Raw genomic sequence first — 15,683 nt, 5'->3', positions numbered from 1 at the left:
GCGCGCGGCCGCACCACGCGCCGGGCGGCCGCCAGCGCGGCCGGTCGGGCAGCCCGCTCAGCGATCGGGCACGAAGGGCACGCCAAGCGAGGCCGGAGCCCCCTGCCCGCGTTTCAGCGCCGATATCGCGACCAGCGCCGCGATCGTCGCGAGATAGGGCAGTGCCGAGAGCAGTTGCGAGGGAATGCCGAGGCCGAAGCCCTGCACATGCAGCTGCAAGATCGATACCGCGCCGAACAGATAAGCGCCGGCGAGCAGCCAGAGCGGCTTCCACGCGGAGAACACCACCAGCGCCAGCGCGATCCAGCCGCGCCCGGCGGTCATGTCGCTGGCCCAGAACGGGGTATAGGCGAGCGAGAGATGCGCCCCCGCCAGCCCCGCGCAGGCCCCGCCGAACATCACGGCCAGCGTGCGGATGCGCCGCACCGGGTGGCCCAGCGCATGCGCCGCGGCATGGCTCTCGCCCACCGCGCGCAGCACGAGACCGATCCGCGTGCGGGCGAGGCCGTAGGTGACGGCGGCGAGCAGGGCCAGCGAGGCGTAGACGAACGCATCCTGCCCGAAGAGCATCTGCCCGATCACCGGCAGGTCGGTGAGGCCGGGCACCTTGAGCGCCGGCGCGCCATCCAGCCGGGTGCCGACGAAGGGCGCGCCGATCAGCCCGGCGACGCCGAGGCCGAGTATGGTGGTGGCGAGGCCCGAGGCCACCTGGTTGGTGGCGAGCCAGATGGCGAGGCCGGCGAAGACCAGCGAGATCGCCATGCCGGCCAGGATGGCGGCGAGCGTGCCGAGCAGAAGGCTTCCCGTGCCGTAGGCCGTGGCGTAGCCGACCGCCGCGCCGACGATCATCATGCCCTCGACGCCCAGGTTGAGCGTGCCGGCGCGTTCCGCCACCAGTTCGCCCAGCGAGGCGAGGAGCAGCGTCGTCGCTGCCGCCACGATGCTGGCGAGCACGGCGCCGAGGATGGCGGCATCAAGCATGGCTCGTTCCCTCAACCCGGCGCACGCGATAGCGCACCATCACATCGGCGGCGAGAATGGCGATCAGCAGCGTGCCCTGGAACACGCGGGTCACGTCGAACGGCAGGCGCATGGATATCTGCGCCGCCTCGCCGCCGATATAGGTCAGCGCCAGCACGAGGCTCGCCACCACGATGCCGACCGGGTGCAGCCGGCCGAGCATGGCGGCGATGATCGCGGTGAAGCCGTAGCCCGGCGAGATGGATGGTTGGAGATTGCCGATCGGTCCCGCCACCTCGATGATGCCGGCAAGGCCCGCCAGCGCGCCCGACACCGCGAACACGCCATAGGTCACGCGCCGCTCGTCAAAGCCGGCAAAGGCGGCCGCGCGCGGAGCCGAGCCGCCCAGTTCGATGGAATAGCCCACCAGCGTGCGCCCGAGCACGAAGGTCGCCACGACAACGGCGACGAGCGCGAGAATGATGCCGCCATGCAGGCGCCCCTCGTCCATCAGCAGCGGCATCACGGCATTGGCGTCGAACGTCACGCTCTGGGGGAAATTGAAGCCGTCCGGGTCCTTCCACGGGCCGCGCACGAGATAGTCGAGGCCGAGCTGGGCGACATAGACCAGCATCAGCGAGGTCAGGATTTCGCTGGAGCCGAAGCGCACGCGCAGGAAGGCCGGGATGAGCCCCCACAGCGCGCCGCCCAGCGCGCCCATGACCAGCATGGCCGGCAGCACCCAGGGGCCGGCATCGGTTCCGTGGGTGACGAGCGCCAGCCAGGAGCCGACCACGGCGCCGGCCACATATTGCCCCTCCGCGCCGATGTTCCAGCGATTGGCGCGGTAGCAGAAGGCGAGGCCGGTGCCGATCATCAGCAGCGGCCCGGCCTTCACCACCAGTTCCTGCAGCGTGTACGTATCGAGCAGCGGCCCGACGAAATAGATGCCGAAGGCGCGGATCGGGTCGTGGCCGAGTGCCACAAACATCACCGCGCCGACGATGAGGGTGAATACCAGCGCCAGCAGCGGCGCCAGTGCCAGCCTGAGGCCGGAGACGTTTTCCTGCCGTTCGAGCCTAAGCGGCATGGGCGCCCTCCCCGGAAGCATGCGCCCCGCCCGTCTGCGCCCCGCCCGTCTCTGCCCCGCCCATGGCGAGGCCGATCGCCTCGCGCGAGGTCTCCGCCACCGGCACCGGCGCGGTGAGCCGGCCCTCGCTCATCACGGCGATGCGGTCGGTGAATTCGAGCAGTTCGTCAAGATCCTGGCTGATCACCAGCACGGCGCAGCCTTCCGCCGCCTTTTCCCGCAAGGTGGTGCGGATGAACGCCGCCGCCGCCGCGTCGACGCCCCAGGTCGGCTGATCGACGACGATCAGCACCGGCTCGCGTAGCACCTCGCGGCCGATGACGAATTTCTGCAGGTTGCCGCCGGACAGTCGCCGCGCCTTCGGGTCCTTGCCGCCGAAGCGCACGTCGAAGCGCCGGACGATTTCCTGGAACCGCGCCAGCAGAGCGGAGCGGTGGATGATGCCGAGGCGCACGATCGCGCCGTCGCCATGGGTGGTCAGCAGCACGTTGTCGGACAGGCGCATGTCCGGCGCGGCGGCGTGGCCGAGCCGCTCCTCCGGCACGAAGCCGGCCTTGAGCGCGCGCCGTTCGGTCGGCCCGAGGCCGCCAGCCGCGACCTTGTCGATGATGATGGCCTCTTGGTCCGCCACCGGCTTCTCGCCGGACAGCGCCTCGAACAGCGTGGTCTGGCCATTGCCGGCGACACCGGCAATGCCGACGATCTCGCCGGCGCGGATCTCGAGATTGATGTCGTGCAGTGCCGAGCCGCGCGAGCCGTCGCCGGCCACGTTGAGCTTGTTGACCAGCAGCCGCGGCTCGCCAAGCTGGTGCGTCACGGTGCGCGGCGTGCGCGGCACCTCGGCACCAACCATCAGCCGGGCGAGGCTGGAGGCGGTCTCGGTCTTGGGATCCACCTCGGCGATGAACTTGCCGCCCCGCAGCACGGTCGCGCGGTGGCAGAGGCGGCGCACCTCGTCGAGCTTGTGGCTGATGAACAGCACCGCCCGGCCCTCGCCGGTCAGCAGGTCGACGGTGCGGAACAGGCTCTCCGATTCATCGGGCGTGAGCACCGAGGTCGGCTCGTCCAGAATGAGCACGCGCGGGTCGCCGAGCAGGCAGCGCACGATCTCGACCCGCTGGCGCTCACCCACCGAGAGTTCGCCGACCCGCCGGTAGGGCTCGACGGACAGGCCGTAGCGATGCACGCAATCCTCGATCCGCGCCGCGAGCGTCGCCAGCGGCTCGTGACCGGCCAGCCCGAGTGCCACATTCTCGACCACGGTGAGCGCGTCGAACAGCGCGAAATGCTGGAACACCACGCCCACCCCCCGGGCGCGGGACGTGGCGGGGTCCGGGAAGACGATCGGCGCGCCGTCATAGAGCAATTCGCCCGAATCGGGCTGCAGCAGCCCGCACATCATCTTCACCAGCGTCGACTTGCCGGCGCCGTTCTCGCCCAGCAGCGCGTGCGTCTCGCCCGCGCGGATGGCGAGGCTGACGTGATCATTGGCGACAAGGGCACCGAACCGCTTGGTGAGGCCGACCGCTTCCAGAAGCGAGGCCGGCAGCGCGTTCGCCGGGGCGTTCTCAGCCATGCGCGGCATCCCGGAAAGCGCGGCAGGGCGAAGGGCTCAGTCGGGGCGACTTGCCTGAAATGGCGTGCGGCGCGCTGCTCATGCGGTCTCAGGGTACGGAGGGACACGCGGAAAGCATGGCACGCTCCGTTGCCGGAGCAAGCCTAAAGTCTGGTCCGTCCGGTCCGATTTCTGACGCGTTTTTCGCCAGAAGCCACATGTGGCTCAGGGCAGCAGAACCGTCGAGCCCGTGGTGCGCCGCCCTTCCAGGTCGCGATGCGCCTCGGCCGCGTCGGCTAGCCGGTAGCGCTGCTCGATGGTGATCTTCACCACGCCCGAACCCACCGCCTCGAACAGGTCATTGGCATTGGCGAGCAGCGCCTGCCGCGTCGCCACATGGGTGGCGAGGGTCGGCCGCGTCGCGTAGAGCGAGCCCTTCTGCGACAGCGTGAGCAGGCTGAAATTCTCGATCGCGCCCGAGGCGTTGCCGAAGCTCGCGAACAGGCCACGCGGGCGCAGGCAATCGAGCGAGGCGGGATAGGTCGCCTGCCCCACGCCATCATAGACCACGTCGCACAGGCCGCCCTCGGTGATCTCCTTCACGCGGGCGGCGAAATCCTCCTCGCGGTAGTTGATCACATAGGCAGCCCCATTGGCGCGGGCGAGTTCGCCCTTCTCGGCCGAGCCTACCGTGCCGATGACCGTGGCGCCCAGATGCGCCGCCCACTGGCAGAGGATGAGACCGACGCCGCCGGCGGCCGCGTGAACGAGAATGGTATCGCCGGCCTTCACCGGGTGGGTCTGGCGCAGCAGGTAGCGGGCGGTCATGCCCTTGAGCATCATTGCCGCCGCCGTCTCGTCGGAAATGGTCTTCGGCAGCTTGAGGATCTGCGCGGCGGAGACGAGGCGCTCGGTGCTGTAGGCGCCGAAAGCGGTGCCATAGGCGACGCGGTCGCCCGGCACGAAGTCGCTCACGCCCTCCCCGACCTCCAGCACGACGCCCGCCGCCTCGCTGCCGGGGATGAAGGGCAGCCCGTTCGGGGCCTTGTAGAGGCCGCTGCGGAAATAGGTGTCGACGAAGTTGAGCCCGATGGCGGTGTGGCGCAGCTTCACCTCGCCGGGCCCCGGCGCGCCGACGGTGATGTCCTCGAAGCTCAGAACCTCGGGGCCGCCGATCTGGTGAACACGTATCGCTGCAGGCATCGTCACTCTCCGGATGGTCCGGTCGGGATGGGATAAGGCGAGCGGCCGGCCGCACGGGCTGTCAGGTCGACGCCTTGCGACGGAAGGGAATGAGGCCGAACAGCAGGAAATAAACGGCGCACAGGCCCAGACCCACCGTCACCCAGACCGGCGGCTTCAGCCCTTCCACAACAGCAGTAACGCCGAGCACGGCCCACAGCGCCAGCAGCGCGATGGTGACGAAGCGCAGCCGTACCACCCGGAAGGGATGCACGAACTTGATCGGCAGGAAGGTGGCCACCGACAGCCCGGCGATGATGAGGGCGATGACCCAGGAGTTCATCGGAATGAGGAAGAAATAGAACACGACGAGGTTCCACACGGCCGGAAAGCCCTGGAAATACAGGTCGTCGGTCTTCATCTCGGTGTCGGCGAAATAGAGCGCGCTGGTCAGCAGGATCGCCGCGCTGGCGGGCACCGCCATCCAGGCCGGCATCAGCCCGCCCATGGCGACGGCGAAGGCCGGCACCAGCACATAGGTGAGATAGTCGACGACGAGATCGAGCGTCTCGCCGGACCAGCGCGGCAGCACTTCTCCCACCCGCGCCTTGCGGGCCATGCTGCCGTCGATGCCATCGACGAACAGGGCCGCGCCGAGCCAGGCGAACATCAACGCCCAGTTGCCTTCGACCGCCGCGATCAGCGCCAGCAGCCCGCACACCGCGCCCGAGGCGGTGAACAGATGCACGGCAAAAGCGACCGTCTGCCGACGGGTCGGACGCTCGGCCAGCGCCTTGTCCACCAGCGATTTGGTCGTTACCGCCATGGCATCTCCTCCCGCGGCCGGTCGCTTGCTCCGGTCGTCATTGCTTGGTTCATCGTCCTGCATATAGCACGTGCCCGCATTGATCCGCATTGCCAGACCATGCGGCCCTGCTTATCCCACACTTCGGCCTATGCTTATAACCAGTTTTGGTCCGGGGCGAAGGTGGAGCGCGTAACGATGATACGGAGCGGCGCAATGACATCAGCAAACCCAGCCGGGGATACCGGCATCGGTAGCGTTGCCGTCATCGGCGCGGGGGCGAGCGGGCTCGTTGCCGCCCTCGCCTTTGCGGCCGCCGGCCTGAATGTCATGCTGGTGGCGCCGCGCCGCGCGCCGGACCCGCGAGCGACCGCGCTGATGGACGGCTCGGTGATGGCGCTGCGCACCCTGGGCGTGTGGGACCGGCTGCGCCCGGATGCCGCCCCGCTGCGGGTGATGCGGCTCATCGATGCAACACAGCGCCTGCTGCGCGCGCCCGAGGTGGATTTCCGCGCCGGCGAGCTGGGGCTCGAAGCTTTCGCGTGGAACCTGGAGAATGAAACGCTGCTCGCCGCGCTCGACGCGGCGGTGGCCGACGTGCCCGCCATCGCGCGGCTGGAGGCGAGCCTCCTGCGCATCACCGATGCGGGCGATGCCGTGCGGCTCGAACTCGATGACGGGCGCGAGGTGGCGGTGGCGCTGGTGGCTGCCGCGGACGGGCGCAATTCACCCTGCCGGCAGGCCGCGGGCATCGAGCTGCGCGCGCATGATTACCCGCAGGTGGCCGTCACCGCCACGCTCGCCCATACGCGCGCCCATGGCGAGGTCTCGACCGAGTTCCACACCGAAACCGGCCCGTTCACGCTGGTGCCGCTGCCGGGCAACCGTTCCAGCATCGTCTGCGTGGTGTCGCCGCGCGAGGCGAAGGAACTGATGGCGCTTGACGAACCGGGCTTCGCGCGGGTGATGGAGCGCAAGGCGCGCTCGGTTCTCGGCGCCATGCGACTCGATTCGCCACGCGGCGCCTTTCCCCTCAGTGCACGTACCGCCAAGAGCTTCGCCAGGGGCCGCATCGCGCTCATCGGCGAGGCGGCGCATATCATCCCGCCGATCGGTGCGCAGGGGCTCAATCTCGGCATACGCGACGCGGCGACGCTGGCCGAACTGGCCGGCGCCGCGGCGAAGGCGGGCGAGGATATTGGCGGACCGGGTGTGAGCGAGGCCTATGAGCGCCGCCGCCGCGCGGATGTGGAGAGCCGCAGCTTCGCCGTCGACCTGTTCAACCGCTCGCTGCTGACCGGCTTCCTGCCCGTCGCCGGCATGCGCGGGCTCGGCTTGTGGTTGCTCGGCCGCTCGCCCGTCCTGCGCCGCGCGGTGATGCGACAGGGCGTGGGCCCGACGCGCGACCTGCCGCGCCTCGTGGCAGGCAAGCCGCTCTAACGCGCGTTCCGCGAAAGGCGCTGAACTTTCGCGATTGGAAAGCGCGTCAGCGCAGGGCCAGCGGCAGCATGTCGTGCTGGAGCACATAGAGCATCAGCGTCACGGTCAGCACCGAGACGACGGTGCCGATGAGCACGCCGCCGGAAGCGCCCTCGACATAGGTATCGTACTGCTTGGACATGATGAAGGCGTTGAGCGCGGGCGGCAGGCAGGCCATCAGCACCGCCGTGGCGATCCACACGGGATCGAAGCCGCCGACCGTCGTCAGCACCAGCCAGACCAGCCCGGGATGCACCACGAGCTTGATGAAGAGCAGCGCCGGCACCTCGCTCGCCATGCGGTTCATCGGCCGTAGCGCCACCGAGACGCCGAGCGTGAACAGCGCGCAGGGCGCAGCGGCGTTGCGCAGGAATTCCAGCGTCTTCTCGATCGCCGCCGGCGGGTGGAACTCGATATAGGCGGCGAACACGCCGAGAAAGGTGGCCACATTGAACGGGTGCGTCACCACCCGGCGGACCACAAGCCACGCGGTCGCCCCCAGGCTGTGCCGGTCGCGCCCGCCGATCGCCATCAGGATCGGCACGATGGTGAAGAAGAACAGGCTGTCGAACACGAAGATCAGCGCGGTGGGCACCGACGCGCCCGCGCCCAGCGCGCCGAGCGTCAGGCCGGGGCCCATGTAGCCGACATTGGCATAGGAGCCCAGAATCGCGGCGATCGTCGCCTCGGGCAGGTTGCCGCGCCGGAGCCACAGGCCGACGGCGAGCGAGAGCGCGAAGCAGGTCGCCGTCGAGAGCGTGGTGGCGGCGATGAAGCGGCCATTGGTCAGTTCGTGGAACGGCGTGCGCGCCACCAGGGAAAAGAACAGCGCCGGCAGGGCGACATAGATGATGAAAAAGCTCAGCCAGGCGAGCCCGCTCTCGGGGATGCGCGCGAACCGGCCGCAGCCGAGGCCGAGGAAAATGACTCCGAAAAACGGAAGCGCTAGCGCCAGGACGTCGGCCATGGCGCTTGGCTACCGAGTTACCCCGGAACGGTCAATTGCTGTTTGAAAGGCGGTGCAGGGCACGCTCGTTGCATGATCATTGGGCATGGGCGCAGAACGGGCTGCCCGGTTGACAGGCCCCCACACGACCCGTACGGGTCGCGCCACAGGAAAGGCGGACGGGATGATGAAGGAGCGGCAGGCGAAATATCGTATCGGACAGGTTGTCCGCCATCGCCACTATTCCTTCCGCGGCGTGGTGTTCGACGTCGATCCCGAATTCTCGAACACCGATGAGTGGTGGGATTCGATCCCCGAAAACATCCGCCCGTCCACCAAGGACCAGCCCTTCTACCATCTGCTCGCCGAGAACGCGGAGACGGAATACGTCGCCTATGTCTCCGAGCAGAATCTCGAACTCGACACCTCGGGCGAGCCGGTGCGCCATCCGCAGGTCGAGGAGATGCTGGTGGCGGATGGCGATGGCGGCTGGCGGGTGCGCAGCGAACGGCTGCAATAGCCCGCCCGGCACGGCCGCCCGGGCGCGGGTGGCTGGCCCGAAATGGGAATCGACTGCCGCAAAATGAAAACGCCCGGCCAGCTGGCCGGGCGTTCATGTTCGTGAACCCGGGAAGCGCCCCTTTGGGAGCGCCCCTTTGGAAGCGCTCCTTGGGGAGCCACCTCGGGGAGCGCGAAGCTCACTGCGCGGGCTGGGCGCCCTTGAGCTTCTCGGCGCCGAGCTTCTCGAGGCCGGCCTTGGTCTGCTGCTCGCGGGCCTCGGCTTCGGACTTCACCTGGTCCTGGCGGGCCTTGACCTGGTCCTGGATCTTCTTGACCTGCTCGTCGAACACCTTCGGGTCGGTCTGCGGGCCGTCATAGATCTTGGCGAAGTCACCGAGACCGATCGGGTAGCTGATGATGCGGCCGACCGCGTTGGCGACCTGCAGCGTCAGGCCGGGCGCCTTCTTCATGCGGTCGATGAAGCCCTGGTCGACCTGGATGTCGCCGCGGCAAACCTGCTGGTCGCACATGATGAAGGTGCCGAGCACGGGCTGCTCATTGGCGAGCGCGACGCGGAAGCCGTTGCGCAGCAGGAGGCCGGTCGGGAAGGAGACGATGAACGCCTTCTTCGGGTCGTCCTTGATCTCGAAAATGCCGAAGCGGACGAGGAACTGCCCGGTATCGGTGATGATGGTCTGCTCCATGTTGCAGACCTCCTTCTTGATCGACGGCTCTTCCTGGCAGCGCTTCACCCACGGGATCGGGATCGCCGGGATCTGCGGCGCAGCGGCCTGCTGCTGGCCGGCGGGGGCCGCCGGCTGGGCCTGGGCGGGCGCCGGGGCATTGGCGGCCGGCTTGGTCTGCGCGGTTTTCGCCGGAGCAGCGGGTTTCGCGGGCTGGGCGGGCTGCTGAGACTGGGCGTAGGCGGCGGTGCCGGTGAGCGCCAGCACCAGAACGGCGCCAGCCACATTGCGCGCGAGTGTCGAGCGTTTGATCATATCTTATTCCTGTCGTTCGGCCCGCAACGGGATTGAGGTTGACGGACGTCTCGACGCCAGCGTGGGGACACGGGGTGTCTCGGGCCCAATTGAGGCGAGACAGTGACCCGTGGCCATGTGCGGACATCCGTTCGTGCTAGACATGCTGACGTAAGCGCGAGTCGAATCTGTGGTGGCCAAGGAGCGGAAGCGTGTCCGATATCACCCGACGCGCCTTCCTGCGCAATGGTTCAATTGCCGGCGCGGGCGTGCTCATGAGCGGTTCCGCGCGCGCGCAGGTTGTCGCGACATCCCGGCCCGCACCTCTCGCGGGCCCGCAGCACGGCCTTGCGATGCACGGGGCGCCGCTCTACCCGCCCGGGTTCGCCCATTATGCCAGCGTCAACCCGCAGGCGCCACAGGGCGGGCGGCTGGTTCAGGGCGTGGTCGGCGGCTTCGACAGCCTGAACCCCTTCATCGTGCGCGGCACGGTTCCGCCCATTGTCGGCTGGAACGTGGTCGAGGCCCTCATGGCGCGCTCGCCGGACGAGGCGTTCACCTGCTACGGCCTGATCGCCCGCACGGTGGAGACCGACGAGGCCCGGCGCTATGTCGCCTTCACCCTCGATCCGCGCGCGCGTTTTTCCGACGGAGCCCCGGTGACGGCGGAGGACGTACTGTTCTCCTTCCACCTGCTGCGCAGCAAGGGCCGGCCCAACCATCGCAGCTTTTACGGCAAGGTGGCGCGGGCCGAAGTGACGGGACCGCTGTCGATCCGCTTCGATTTCACAGGGGAGGACCGCGAACTGCCGCTCATCCTCGCGCTGATGCCCGTGCTGGCCCGCCACGCGACCGACGAGGCGAGGTTCGACCAGACCAGCTTCACGCCACCGCTCGGCAGCGGGCCCTATACCGCCGTGGAGGTGAAGCCGGGCGAAAGCGTGACGCTGGCGCGCAACCCCGCCTATTGGGGCCGCGACCTGCCGGTCAATCGCGGTAATTTCAATGTCGACACGCTGCGCTATGATTTCTACCGCGATGTGAACGGCCAGTTCGAGGCGTTCAAGCGCGGGCTCTACGATATCCGCTTCGAGACCGACCCCGGCCGCTGGAAGACCGGTTATGACATTCCCGGCGTGCGCGACGGGCGGATCGTCACCGAGGAGGTCGGCAACGGGCGGCCGAAGGCCTATTCGGCGCTGCTGTTCAACATGCGGCGCGAGATGTTCACGGACGTGCGGGTGCGCGCGGCGATGGTGGAACTGTTCGATGCCGAATGGGCCAACCAGAACCTCTATTTCGGCCTCTTCCGGCGCAATGGCAGCTTCTATGACGCTTCCGAGCTTTCCGCGCTGGGCCGGCCGGCGGAGCCGCGCGAGCGCGAGCTGCTTGCCCCGTTCCCGGATGCGGTGCTGCCCGCCGTGATGGACGGCACGTGGCGCCCGCCGGCCTCCGACGGTTCGGGGCGCGACCGGGGGCAGCTCAAGCGGGCGCTGGATCTCTTTGCCGAGGCGGGCTGGCAGTTGCGCCGGGGCACGCTGCTGGATCCGCGCGGCCGGCCGTTCGCGCCGGAGGTTCTGGTCGGCACCAAGGACCAGGAGCGCCTCGCCATCGCCTATCAGAGCATGCTGCGGCGGGCCGGCGTCGGGCTGAACATCCGGCTGGTCGACAATGTGCAGTTCGAGAGCCGCAAGCGCAGTTACGATTATGACATGGTGCCCTATATCTGGAGCCAGTCGCTTTCGCCCGGCAACGAGCAGGCCTTCTATTTCGGCTCGGAGGCCGCCGACACGCCGGGCACCCGCAATTTCATGGGACTGAAGAGCCCCGCCGCGGACGCGATGATCGCGGCGCTGCTGGCGGAGCGCGAGCGCGACGGTTTCGTCGCGGCGGTGCGCGCGCTCGACCGGGTGCTGATCTCCGCCCGCTTCTCGCTGCCGCTGTTCTACACGCCGGGCGACTGGATCGCCCGCTGGCGGCGGATCGAGCGGCCGAAGGATGTTTCGCTCAACGGCACGCTGGCGGAAAGCTGGTGGCGCATGCCGGGCAGCTGAGCCCCAAATTGCGCGTGCGGCATGACCCGAGGGGATGGGAGGGATGAGGAAAGCGGGCCACGGCGCGCCGGTTTCGTTGACCCTCTTGCCATGAAGGGCTGGACAGCCTCGCCGGAAAAGGTTCCTTAAGGGCGGCTGCAGCACGCCCGCCGCAAGGCAAGGGCGGCATCGGCCAGCCTCGCGATGATGTGGAGTTCGCCCATGCGTTACGCTGCGCTTTTCGTGATCGGGCTCTGCGCCGCCGGCGCGGTTCCCGCGAGCGCCCAGCAGTCGATCACCGTCCATCCCCATGCCCAGCCGCAGCCCGGTGGCGAGGGCGGGGTGGAGATCAAGATCCCGACGATCAACAACCCGAACTATCTCGATTACGGCCCGCTGCCGGACAAGCCCGGCTCCGACAAGAGCCAGGACTACATGAACCAGGCCGGCGGCGACACGCCCGACTTTTCCGGGCCCGGCTCGGACAATGACGCGGACATCCTGCCCGACAGCGACGGCGCCTATGACGGGCCAATCTCCGGCACGCCGTTCTGAGGCCTCCCGCGCGTCCTTGCGCGAGCGATCCCGGATCGGCCTGCCGGCCGTCCGGGACGACGCCACGGCGTCAAGACATCAGGCGGCCCGGGCGCCCTGCTCGGCGATTTTCGCCAGCTCCCGCAGGATCTGCGTCGTTCCCTTGAGGCGCGCATTGGCGTCCGGCCAGTCTTCCGAGAACACGACCTTGCCGTCCGGCCGCATCTTCGCCACCACATGCGGCTTGCCGACATAGGCGATGAAGCCCGCCGGGTTGGGGAAGCGCCCGTCGCGGAAGGTGAGCACCGCCCCGCGCGGGCCGGCATCGACCTTCTCCACATTGGCGCGGCGGCAGAACGCCTTGATCCGCACCAGCTTGAGCAATTGGTCGACCTCCTCGGGCGAGGGCCCGAAGCGGTCCACCAGCTCGGCGCCGATCGACTCGATCTCCGCCTCGGTCTCCAGATCCGCCAGCCGGCGGTAGAGGCTGAGCCGCACATGCAGGTCGGCGACATAGTCTTCCGGGATCAGCACCGGCGTGCCGATGGAAATCTGCGGCGACCACTTGTCGGCCACCGGCGCGGTGATGCCCGCCTTGAGGTTGGCGATCGCCTCCTCCAGCATCTCCTGGTAAAGCTCGTAGCCGACTTCCTTGATGTGGCCCGACTGCTCGTCGCCGAGCAGGTTGCCGGCGCCGCGAATGTCGAGATCGTGGCTGGCCAGCTGGAAGCCGGCGCCCAGCGTATCGAGCGACTGCAGCACCTTGAGGCGGCGCTCGGCCTGCGTGGTCAGCGCCTTCTCGGTGGGCAGGGTGAAGATGGCGTAGGCGCGCGTCTTCGAGCGGCCGACGCGCCCGCGCAGCTGGTAGAGCTGGGCGAGGCCGAACATGTCGGCGCGGTGGATGATCAGCGTGTTGGCGGTCGGGATATCGAGGCCCGATTCCACGATGGTGGTGGAGAGCAGCACGTCGAACTGCCCGTCATAGAAGGCGGACATGATCTCTTCCAGCTGCGACGCCGCCATCTGGCCGTGCGCCACCGCCACCTTCACCTCGGGCACCTGCTTGTCGAGGAAGTCCTTCACCTCGCCGAGGTCCTCGATGCGCGGGCACACATAGAAGCTCTGCCCGCCGCGATAGCGCTCGCGCAGCAGCGCCTCGCGCACGATCAAGGGATCGAACGGGGTGACGAAGCTGCGCACCGCCAGCCGGTCGACCGGGGGCGACGCGATGATGGACAGCTCGCGCACGCCCGTCATGGCCAGTTGCAGCGTGCGCGGGATCGGGGTGGCGGTAAGGGTGAGCACGTGCACATCGGCGCGCAGCTGCTTCAGCTTCTCCTTGTGGGCGACGCCGAAATGCTGCTCCTCGTCGACGATGACGAGGCCGAGATCCTTGAACGCGATCGACTTGCCGAGCAGCGCATGGGTGCCGACCACGATGTCGACCGTGCCGTCCGCCAGCCCCTTCTTGGTGTCGGAAAGCTCCTTGCCCGTCACCAGCCGCGAGGCCTGCCGCACCACGACGGGCAGCTCCTTGAAGCGCGCGGAGAAGGTGCGGAAGTGCTGGCGCGCGAGCAGCGTGGTGGGCACCACCACGGCCACCTGCTTGCCGTTCAGCGCCACCGCGAAGGCGGCGCGCAGGGCCACCTCGGTCTTGCCGAAGCCGACATCGCCGCACACCAGCCGGTCCATCGGGTGGCCGGAGCCGAGATCCTCGAACACCGCCTCGATGGCAGCTTCCTGGTCTTCGGTCTCCTCATAGGGGAAGCGGGCGCGGAATTCGTCATAGATGCCGGTCGCGGGCACGAGGCGCGGCGCCTCGTGCAGCTGACGCTGCGCGGCGATCTTGATCAGTTCGGCCGCCATCTCGCGGATGCGGCTCTTCATCCGCGCCTTGCGCGCCTGCCAGCCGCCGCCGCCCAGCCGGTCCAGTTGCGCCTCGGTGTCCTCCGAGCCGTAGCGCGACAGCAGTTCGAGGTTCTCCACCGGCAGGAAGAGCTTGGAGCCCTCCGCATAGTGGATTTCGAGGCAGTCGTGCGGCGCGCCCATCGCCTCGATGGTCTTCAGCCCGACGAAGCGGCCGATACCGTGGTCGACATGCACGACGAGATCGCCCGCGGTGAGCGAGGTGAGTTCGGCGATGACATCCTGCGGCCGGCGCGCCTTGCGCTTGGGGCGCACGAGGCGGTCGCCGAGAATGTCCTGCTCGCCGATCACCGCCAGCTGGTCGGTCTCGAAGCCGCTCTCGATGCCCAGCACGCCGAGGGCGATGACGCCCTTGGGCAGGGCCTCCGCGGCGTCGCGCGTGCCCACCGTCTGCGTGCCCTTCAGCCCGTGGTCGGCCAGCACCGTGGCGAGGCGATCGCGCGAACCGTCCGACCACGCGGCGAGAATGGTGCGCTTCTTCCGGGCCGTGTCGCGCAGATAGTCGGCGGCGATCTGGAACAGCGCGGCGTCGGGATCCGCCCGCTCGGGCGCGAAGGAGCGCGCGGGGCGGCCGTCGAGGTCGAGCACGTCCTTCGATTCGGGCAGCGCGAAGGCGCTCAGCGCGATGTTGGCCGCCGCCCCACGCCGGCGCTCCCATTCCTCGGCGGTGAGGTAGAGCGCGTTGGGCGGCAGCGGCTTGTAGGGCGAGGCGCCGCCGCCGTGCTCCAGCCCGTGGCGGCGGGCGTCGTAATAGTCGGCGATCTGGTCGAGCCGGGAGGTGGCCGCCTCCCCGCCCTGCGCTTCCATGACGATGGGCGCATCGGGCGCGTAGTCGAACAGCGTGTCGAGCCCCTCATGGAACAGCGGCAGCCAGTGTTCCATGCCGGGATAGCGCCGGCCCTCGCTCACGGCTTCATAGAGCAGGTCGCCGCGCTGGGCCGCGCCGAACTGGGCGATATAGGCCATGCGGAAGCGGCGCATGGTCTCGGTGGTGAGCTGCAATTCGCTCATCGGCACCAGATCGAGCGCGCGCAGTTGCATCGCCGTGCGCTGGGTCTCGGGGTCGAAGGAGCGGATCGATTCCAGCGTGTCGCCGAAGAAGTCCAGCCGCACCGGCGCCGCCAGTCCCGGCGGGAACAGGTCGACAATGCCGCCGCGCACGGCATATTCGCCGGTGTCGCGCACGGTCGAATTGCGCATGAAGCCGTTCACCTCGGCCCAGGCCACCACCTCGTCGAGCGAGAGCGCATTGCCCGGCGCCGCCGAGAAAGACTGCGTCGCCACCATCTGGCGCCGCGGCACGCGCTGCAGTACCGCGTTGACCGTGGTCAGCACGATGGAGCCGGCCGCACGGCCCTTCACGCGGGCAAGGCGGGCCAGCGTCGTCATGCGGCGGGCGACGATGTCGCCATGCGGCGAGGCGCGATCATAGGGCTGGCAGTCCCAGGCCGGGAATGGCAGCACCTCGACGCCGGGCGCGAAGAAGGACAGCGCGCGCTCCAGTTCGCCCATGCGCTCGCCATCGCGGCAGATGACGATGAGCGTCGGCCAAGGGGCATCCTCGCGGGCGGCCAACGCGCGCGCGAGGTCGGCCACGACCAGCCCTTCCATGCCGCCCGGCACATTGGCGAGCGTGAGGGTGCGGCCCGGCGCGAGGCGGGTGGAGAGGGTGGAGAGCGGCGTCTTCATGCGTGC

Annotated in this window: 12 protein-coding genes; 4 read left to right on the top strand and 8 right to left on the bottom strand. The window is 68.9% G+C overall.

All coding sequences use genetic code 11. The features are described 5' to 3' along the window. Positions 1-57: 57 nt before the first annotated feature. The 5 genes from QOZ99_RS08660 to QOZ99_RS08640 all read right to left on the bottom strand — a co-directional run bounded on the left by QOZ99_RS08660 (position 58) and on the right by QOZ99_RS08640 (position 5,613). A complete protein-coding gene (locus QOZ99_RS08660) occupies positions 58-981 on the bottom strand; it encodes an ABC transporter permease (RefSeq protein WP_306889559.1) in 924 nt (307 codons plus the stop codon). Beyond that, positions 974-2,050 carry an ABC transporter permease gene (locus tag QOZ99_RS08655; protein WP_306889558.1) on the bottom strand — a complete coding sequence of 359 codons (1,077 nt, stop codon included), beginning with the start codon at positions 2,048-2,050 and terminating at the stop codon, positions 974-976. The genes QOZ99_RS08660 and QOZ99_RS08655 overlap by 8 nt, the downstream gene beginning before the upstream one ends. Further along, entirely contained in the window at positions 2,040-3,626 is a 1,587-nt protein-coding gene (locus QOZ99_RS08650; RefSeq protein ID WP_306889557.1) for an ABC transporter ATP-binding protein, read from the bottom strand. Before QOZ99_RS08650 ends, QOZ99_RS08655 begins: the two co-directional genes overlap by 11 nt. Before the next feature lie 204 nt (positions 3,627-3,830). After that, positions 3,831-4,808 carry a quinone oxidoreductase family protein gene (locus tag QOZ99_RS08645; protein ID WP_306889556.1) on the bottom strand — a complete coding sequence of 326 codons (978 nt, stop codon included), beginning with the start codon at positions 4,806-4,808 and terminating at the stop codon, positions 3,831-3,833. Between the two features lie 61 nt (positions 4,809-4,869). Continuing rightward, positions 4,870-5,613 carry a CDP-alcohol phosphatidyltransferase family protein gene (locus QOZ99_RS08640; protein WP_306889555.1) on the bottom strand — a complete coding sequence of 248 codons (744 nt, stop codon included), beginning with the start codon at positions 5,611-5,613 and terminating at the stop codon, positions 4,870-4,872. Between the two features lie 195 nt (positions 5,614-5,808). On the opposite strand from QOZ99_RS08640, the gene QOZ99_RS08635 reads away from it, so the two are divergent. Then, positions 5,809-7,032 (top strand): UbiH/UbiF family hydroxylase, encoded by a 1,224-nt coding sequence (locus QOZ99_RS08635; RefSeq protein ID WP_306889554.1) that lies wholly within the window; start codon positions 5,809-5,811, stop codon positions 7,030-7,032. A gap of 46 nt (positions 7,033-7,078) precedes the next feature. Here the strand turns inward: QOZ99_RS08635 and QOZ99_RS08630 are convergent, their stop codons facing one another. Next, complete coding sequence (locus QOZ99_RS08630) at positions 7,079-8,038, bottom strand: AEC family transporter (RefSeq protein WP_306889553.1); 960 nt, start codon at positions 8,036-8,038, stop codon at positions 7,079-7,081. A gap of 163 nt (positions 8,039-8,201) precedes the next feature. On the opposite strand from QOZ99_RS08630, the gene hspQ reads away from it, so the two are divergent. Next, the gene (gene hspQ / locus QOZ99_RS08625) at positions 8,202-8,537 is read left to right on the top strand and encodes a heat shock protein HspQ (RefSeq protein ID WP_306889552.1); all 336 of its coding nucleotides are present in this window, start codon (positions 8,202-8,204) and stop codon (positions 8,535-8,537) included. Positions 8,538-8,715: 178 nt separating this feature from the next. On the opposite strand, the gene QOZ99_RS08620 is transcribed toward hspQ, so the two are convergent. Then, entirely contained in the window at positions 8,716-9,516 is an 801-nt protein-coding gene (locus QOZ99_RS08620) for an invasion associated locus B family protein (protein WP_306889551.1), read from the bottom strand. A gap of 332 nt (positions 9,517-9,848) precedes the next feature. Between QOZ99_RS08620 and QOZ99_RS08615 the strand changes: the two genes are divergently transcribed. Further along, positions 9,849-11,549, top strand: coding sequence for an extracellular solute-binding protein (locus tag QOZ99_RS08615; protein WP_370876824.1), 1,701 nt, complete (start codon positions 9,849-9,851; stop codon positions 11,547-11,549). Between the two features lie 201 nt (positions 11,550-11,750). Continuing rightward, positions 11,751-12,083: a hypothetical protein gene (locus tag QOZ99_RS08610; protein ID WP_306889549.1), complete on the top strand. Its 333-nt coding sequence runs from the start codon at positions 11,751-11,753 to the stop codon at positions 12,081-12,083. A 78-nt stretch (positions 12,084-12,161) separates the two neighbouring features. Here QOZ99_RS08610 and mfd read toward each other — a convergent pair whose 3' ends face one another. Next, on the bottom strand, positions 12,162-15,677 hold the full coding sequence (mfd, locus tag QOZ99_RS08605; RefSeq protein WP_306889548.1) for a transcription-repair coupling factor: 3,516 nt from the start codon (positions 15,675-15,677) through the stop codon (positions 12,162-12,164). Positions 15,678-15,683 lie beyond the last annotated feature (6 nt).

The organism is Ancylobacter amanitiformis (genome assembly GCF_030814815.1).
In the GTDB taxonomy this organism is placed as follows: Bacteria; Pseudomonadota; Alphaproteobacteria; order Rhizobiales; family Xanthobacteraceae; genus Ancylobacter; species Ancylobacter amanitiformis.
Note: the sequence above shows the minus strand (reverse complement) of the source record. Positions and strands in the feature narration are given on the sequence as shown.

What these genes read in the sequence shown, in the direction of transcription:
- QOZ99_RS08650 (WP_306889557.1), bottom strand. Translation starts at nt 3,626, where the DNA reads ATGGCTGAGAACGCCCCGGCGAACGCGCTGCCGGCCTCGCTTCTGGAA.
- QOZ99_RS08630 (WP_306889553.1), bottom strand. Translation starts at nt 8,038, where the DNA reads ATGGCCGACGTCCTGGCGCTAGCGCTTCCGTTTTTCGGAGTCATTTTC.
- hspQ (WP_306889552.1), top strand. Translation starts at nt 8,202, where the DNA reads ATGATGAAGGAGCGGCAGGCGAAATATCGTATCGGACAGGTTGTCCGC.
- QOZ99_RS08610 (WP_306889549.1), top strand. Translation starts at nt 11,751, where the DNA reads ATGCGTTACGCTGCGCTTTTCGTGATCGGGCTCTGCGCCGCCGGCGCG.
- QOZ99_RS08655 (WP_306889558.1), bottom strand. Translation starts at nt 2,050, where the DNA reads ATGCCGCTTAGGCTCGAACGGCAGGAAAACGTCTCCGGCCTCAGGCTG.
- QOZ99_RS08615 (WP_370876824.1), top strand. Translation starts at nt 9,849, where the DNA reads ATGCACGGGGCGCCGCTCTACCCGCCCGGGTTCGCCCATTATGCCAGC.
- QOZ99_RS08640 (WP_306889555.1), bottom strand. Translation starts at nt 5,613, where the DNA reads ATGGCGGTAACGACCAAATCGCTGGTGGACAAGGCGCTGGCCGAGCGT.
- mfd (WP_306889548.1), bottom strand. Translation starts at nt 15,677, where the DNA reads ATGAAGACGCCGCTCTCCACCCTCTCCACCCGCCTCGCGCCGGGCCGC.
- QOZ99_RS08645 (WP_306889556.1), bottom strand. Translation starts at nt 4,808, where the DNA reads ATGCCTGCAGCGATACGTGTTCACCAGATCGGCGGCCCCGAGGTTCTG.
- QOZ99_RS08635 (WP_306889554.1), top strand. Translation starts at nt 5,809, where the DNA reads ATGACATCAGCAAACCCAGCCGGGGATACCGGCATCGGTAGCGTTGCC.
- QOZ99_RS08660 (WP_306889559.1), bottom strand. Translation starts at nt 981, where the DNA reads ATGCTTGATGCCGCCATCCTCGGCGCCGTGCTCGCCAGCATCGTGGCG.
- QOZ99_RS08620 (WP_306889551.1), bottom strand. Translation starts at nt 9,516, where the DNA reads ATGATCAAACGCTCGACACTCGCGCGCAATGTGGCTGGCGCCGTTCTG.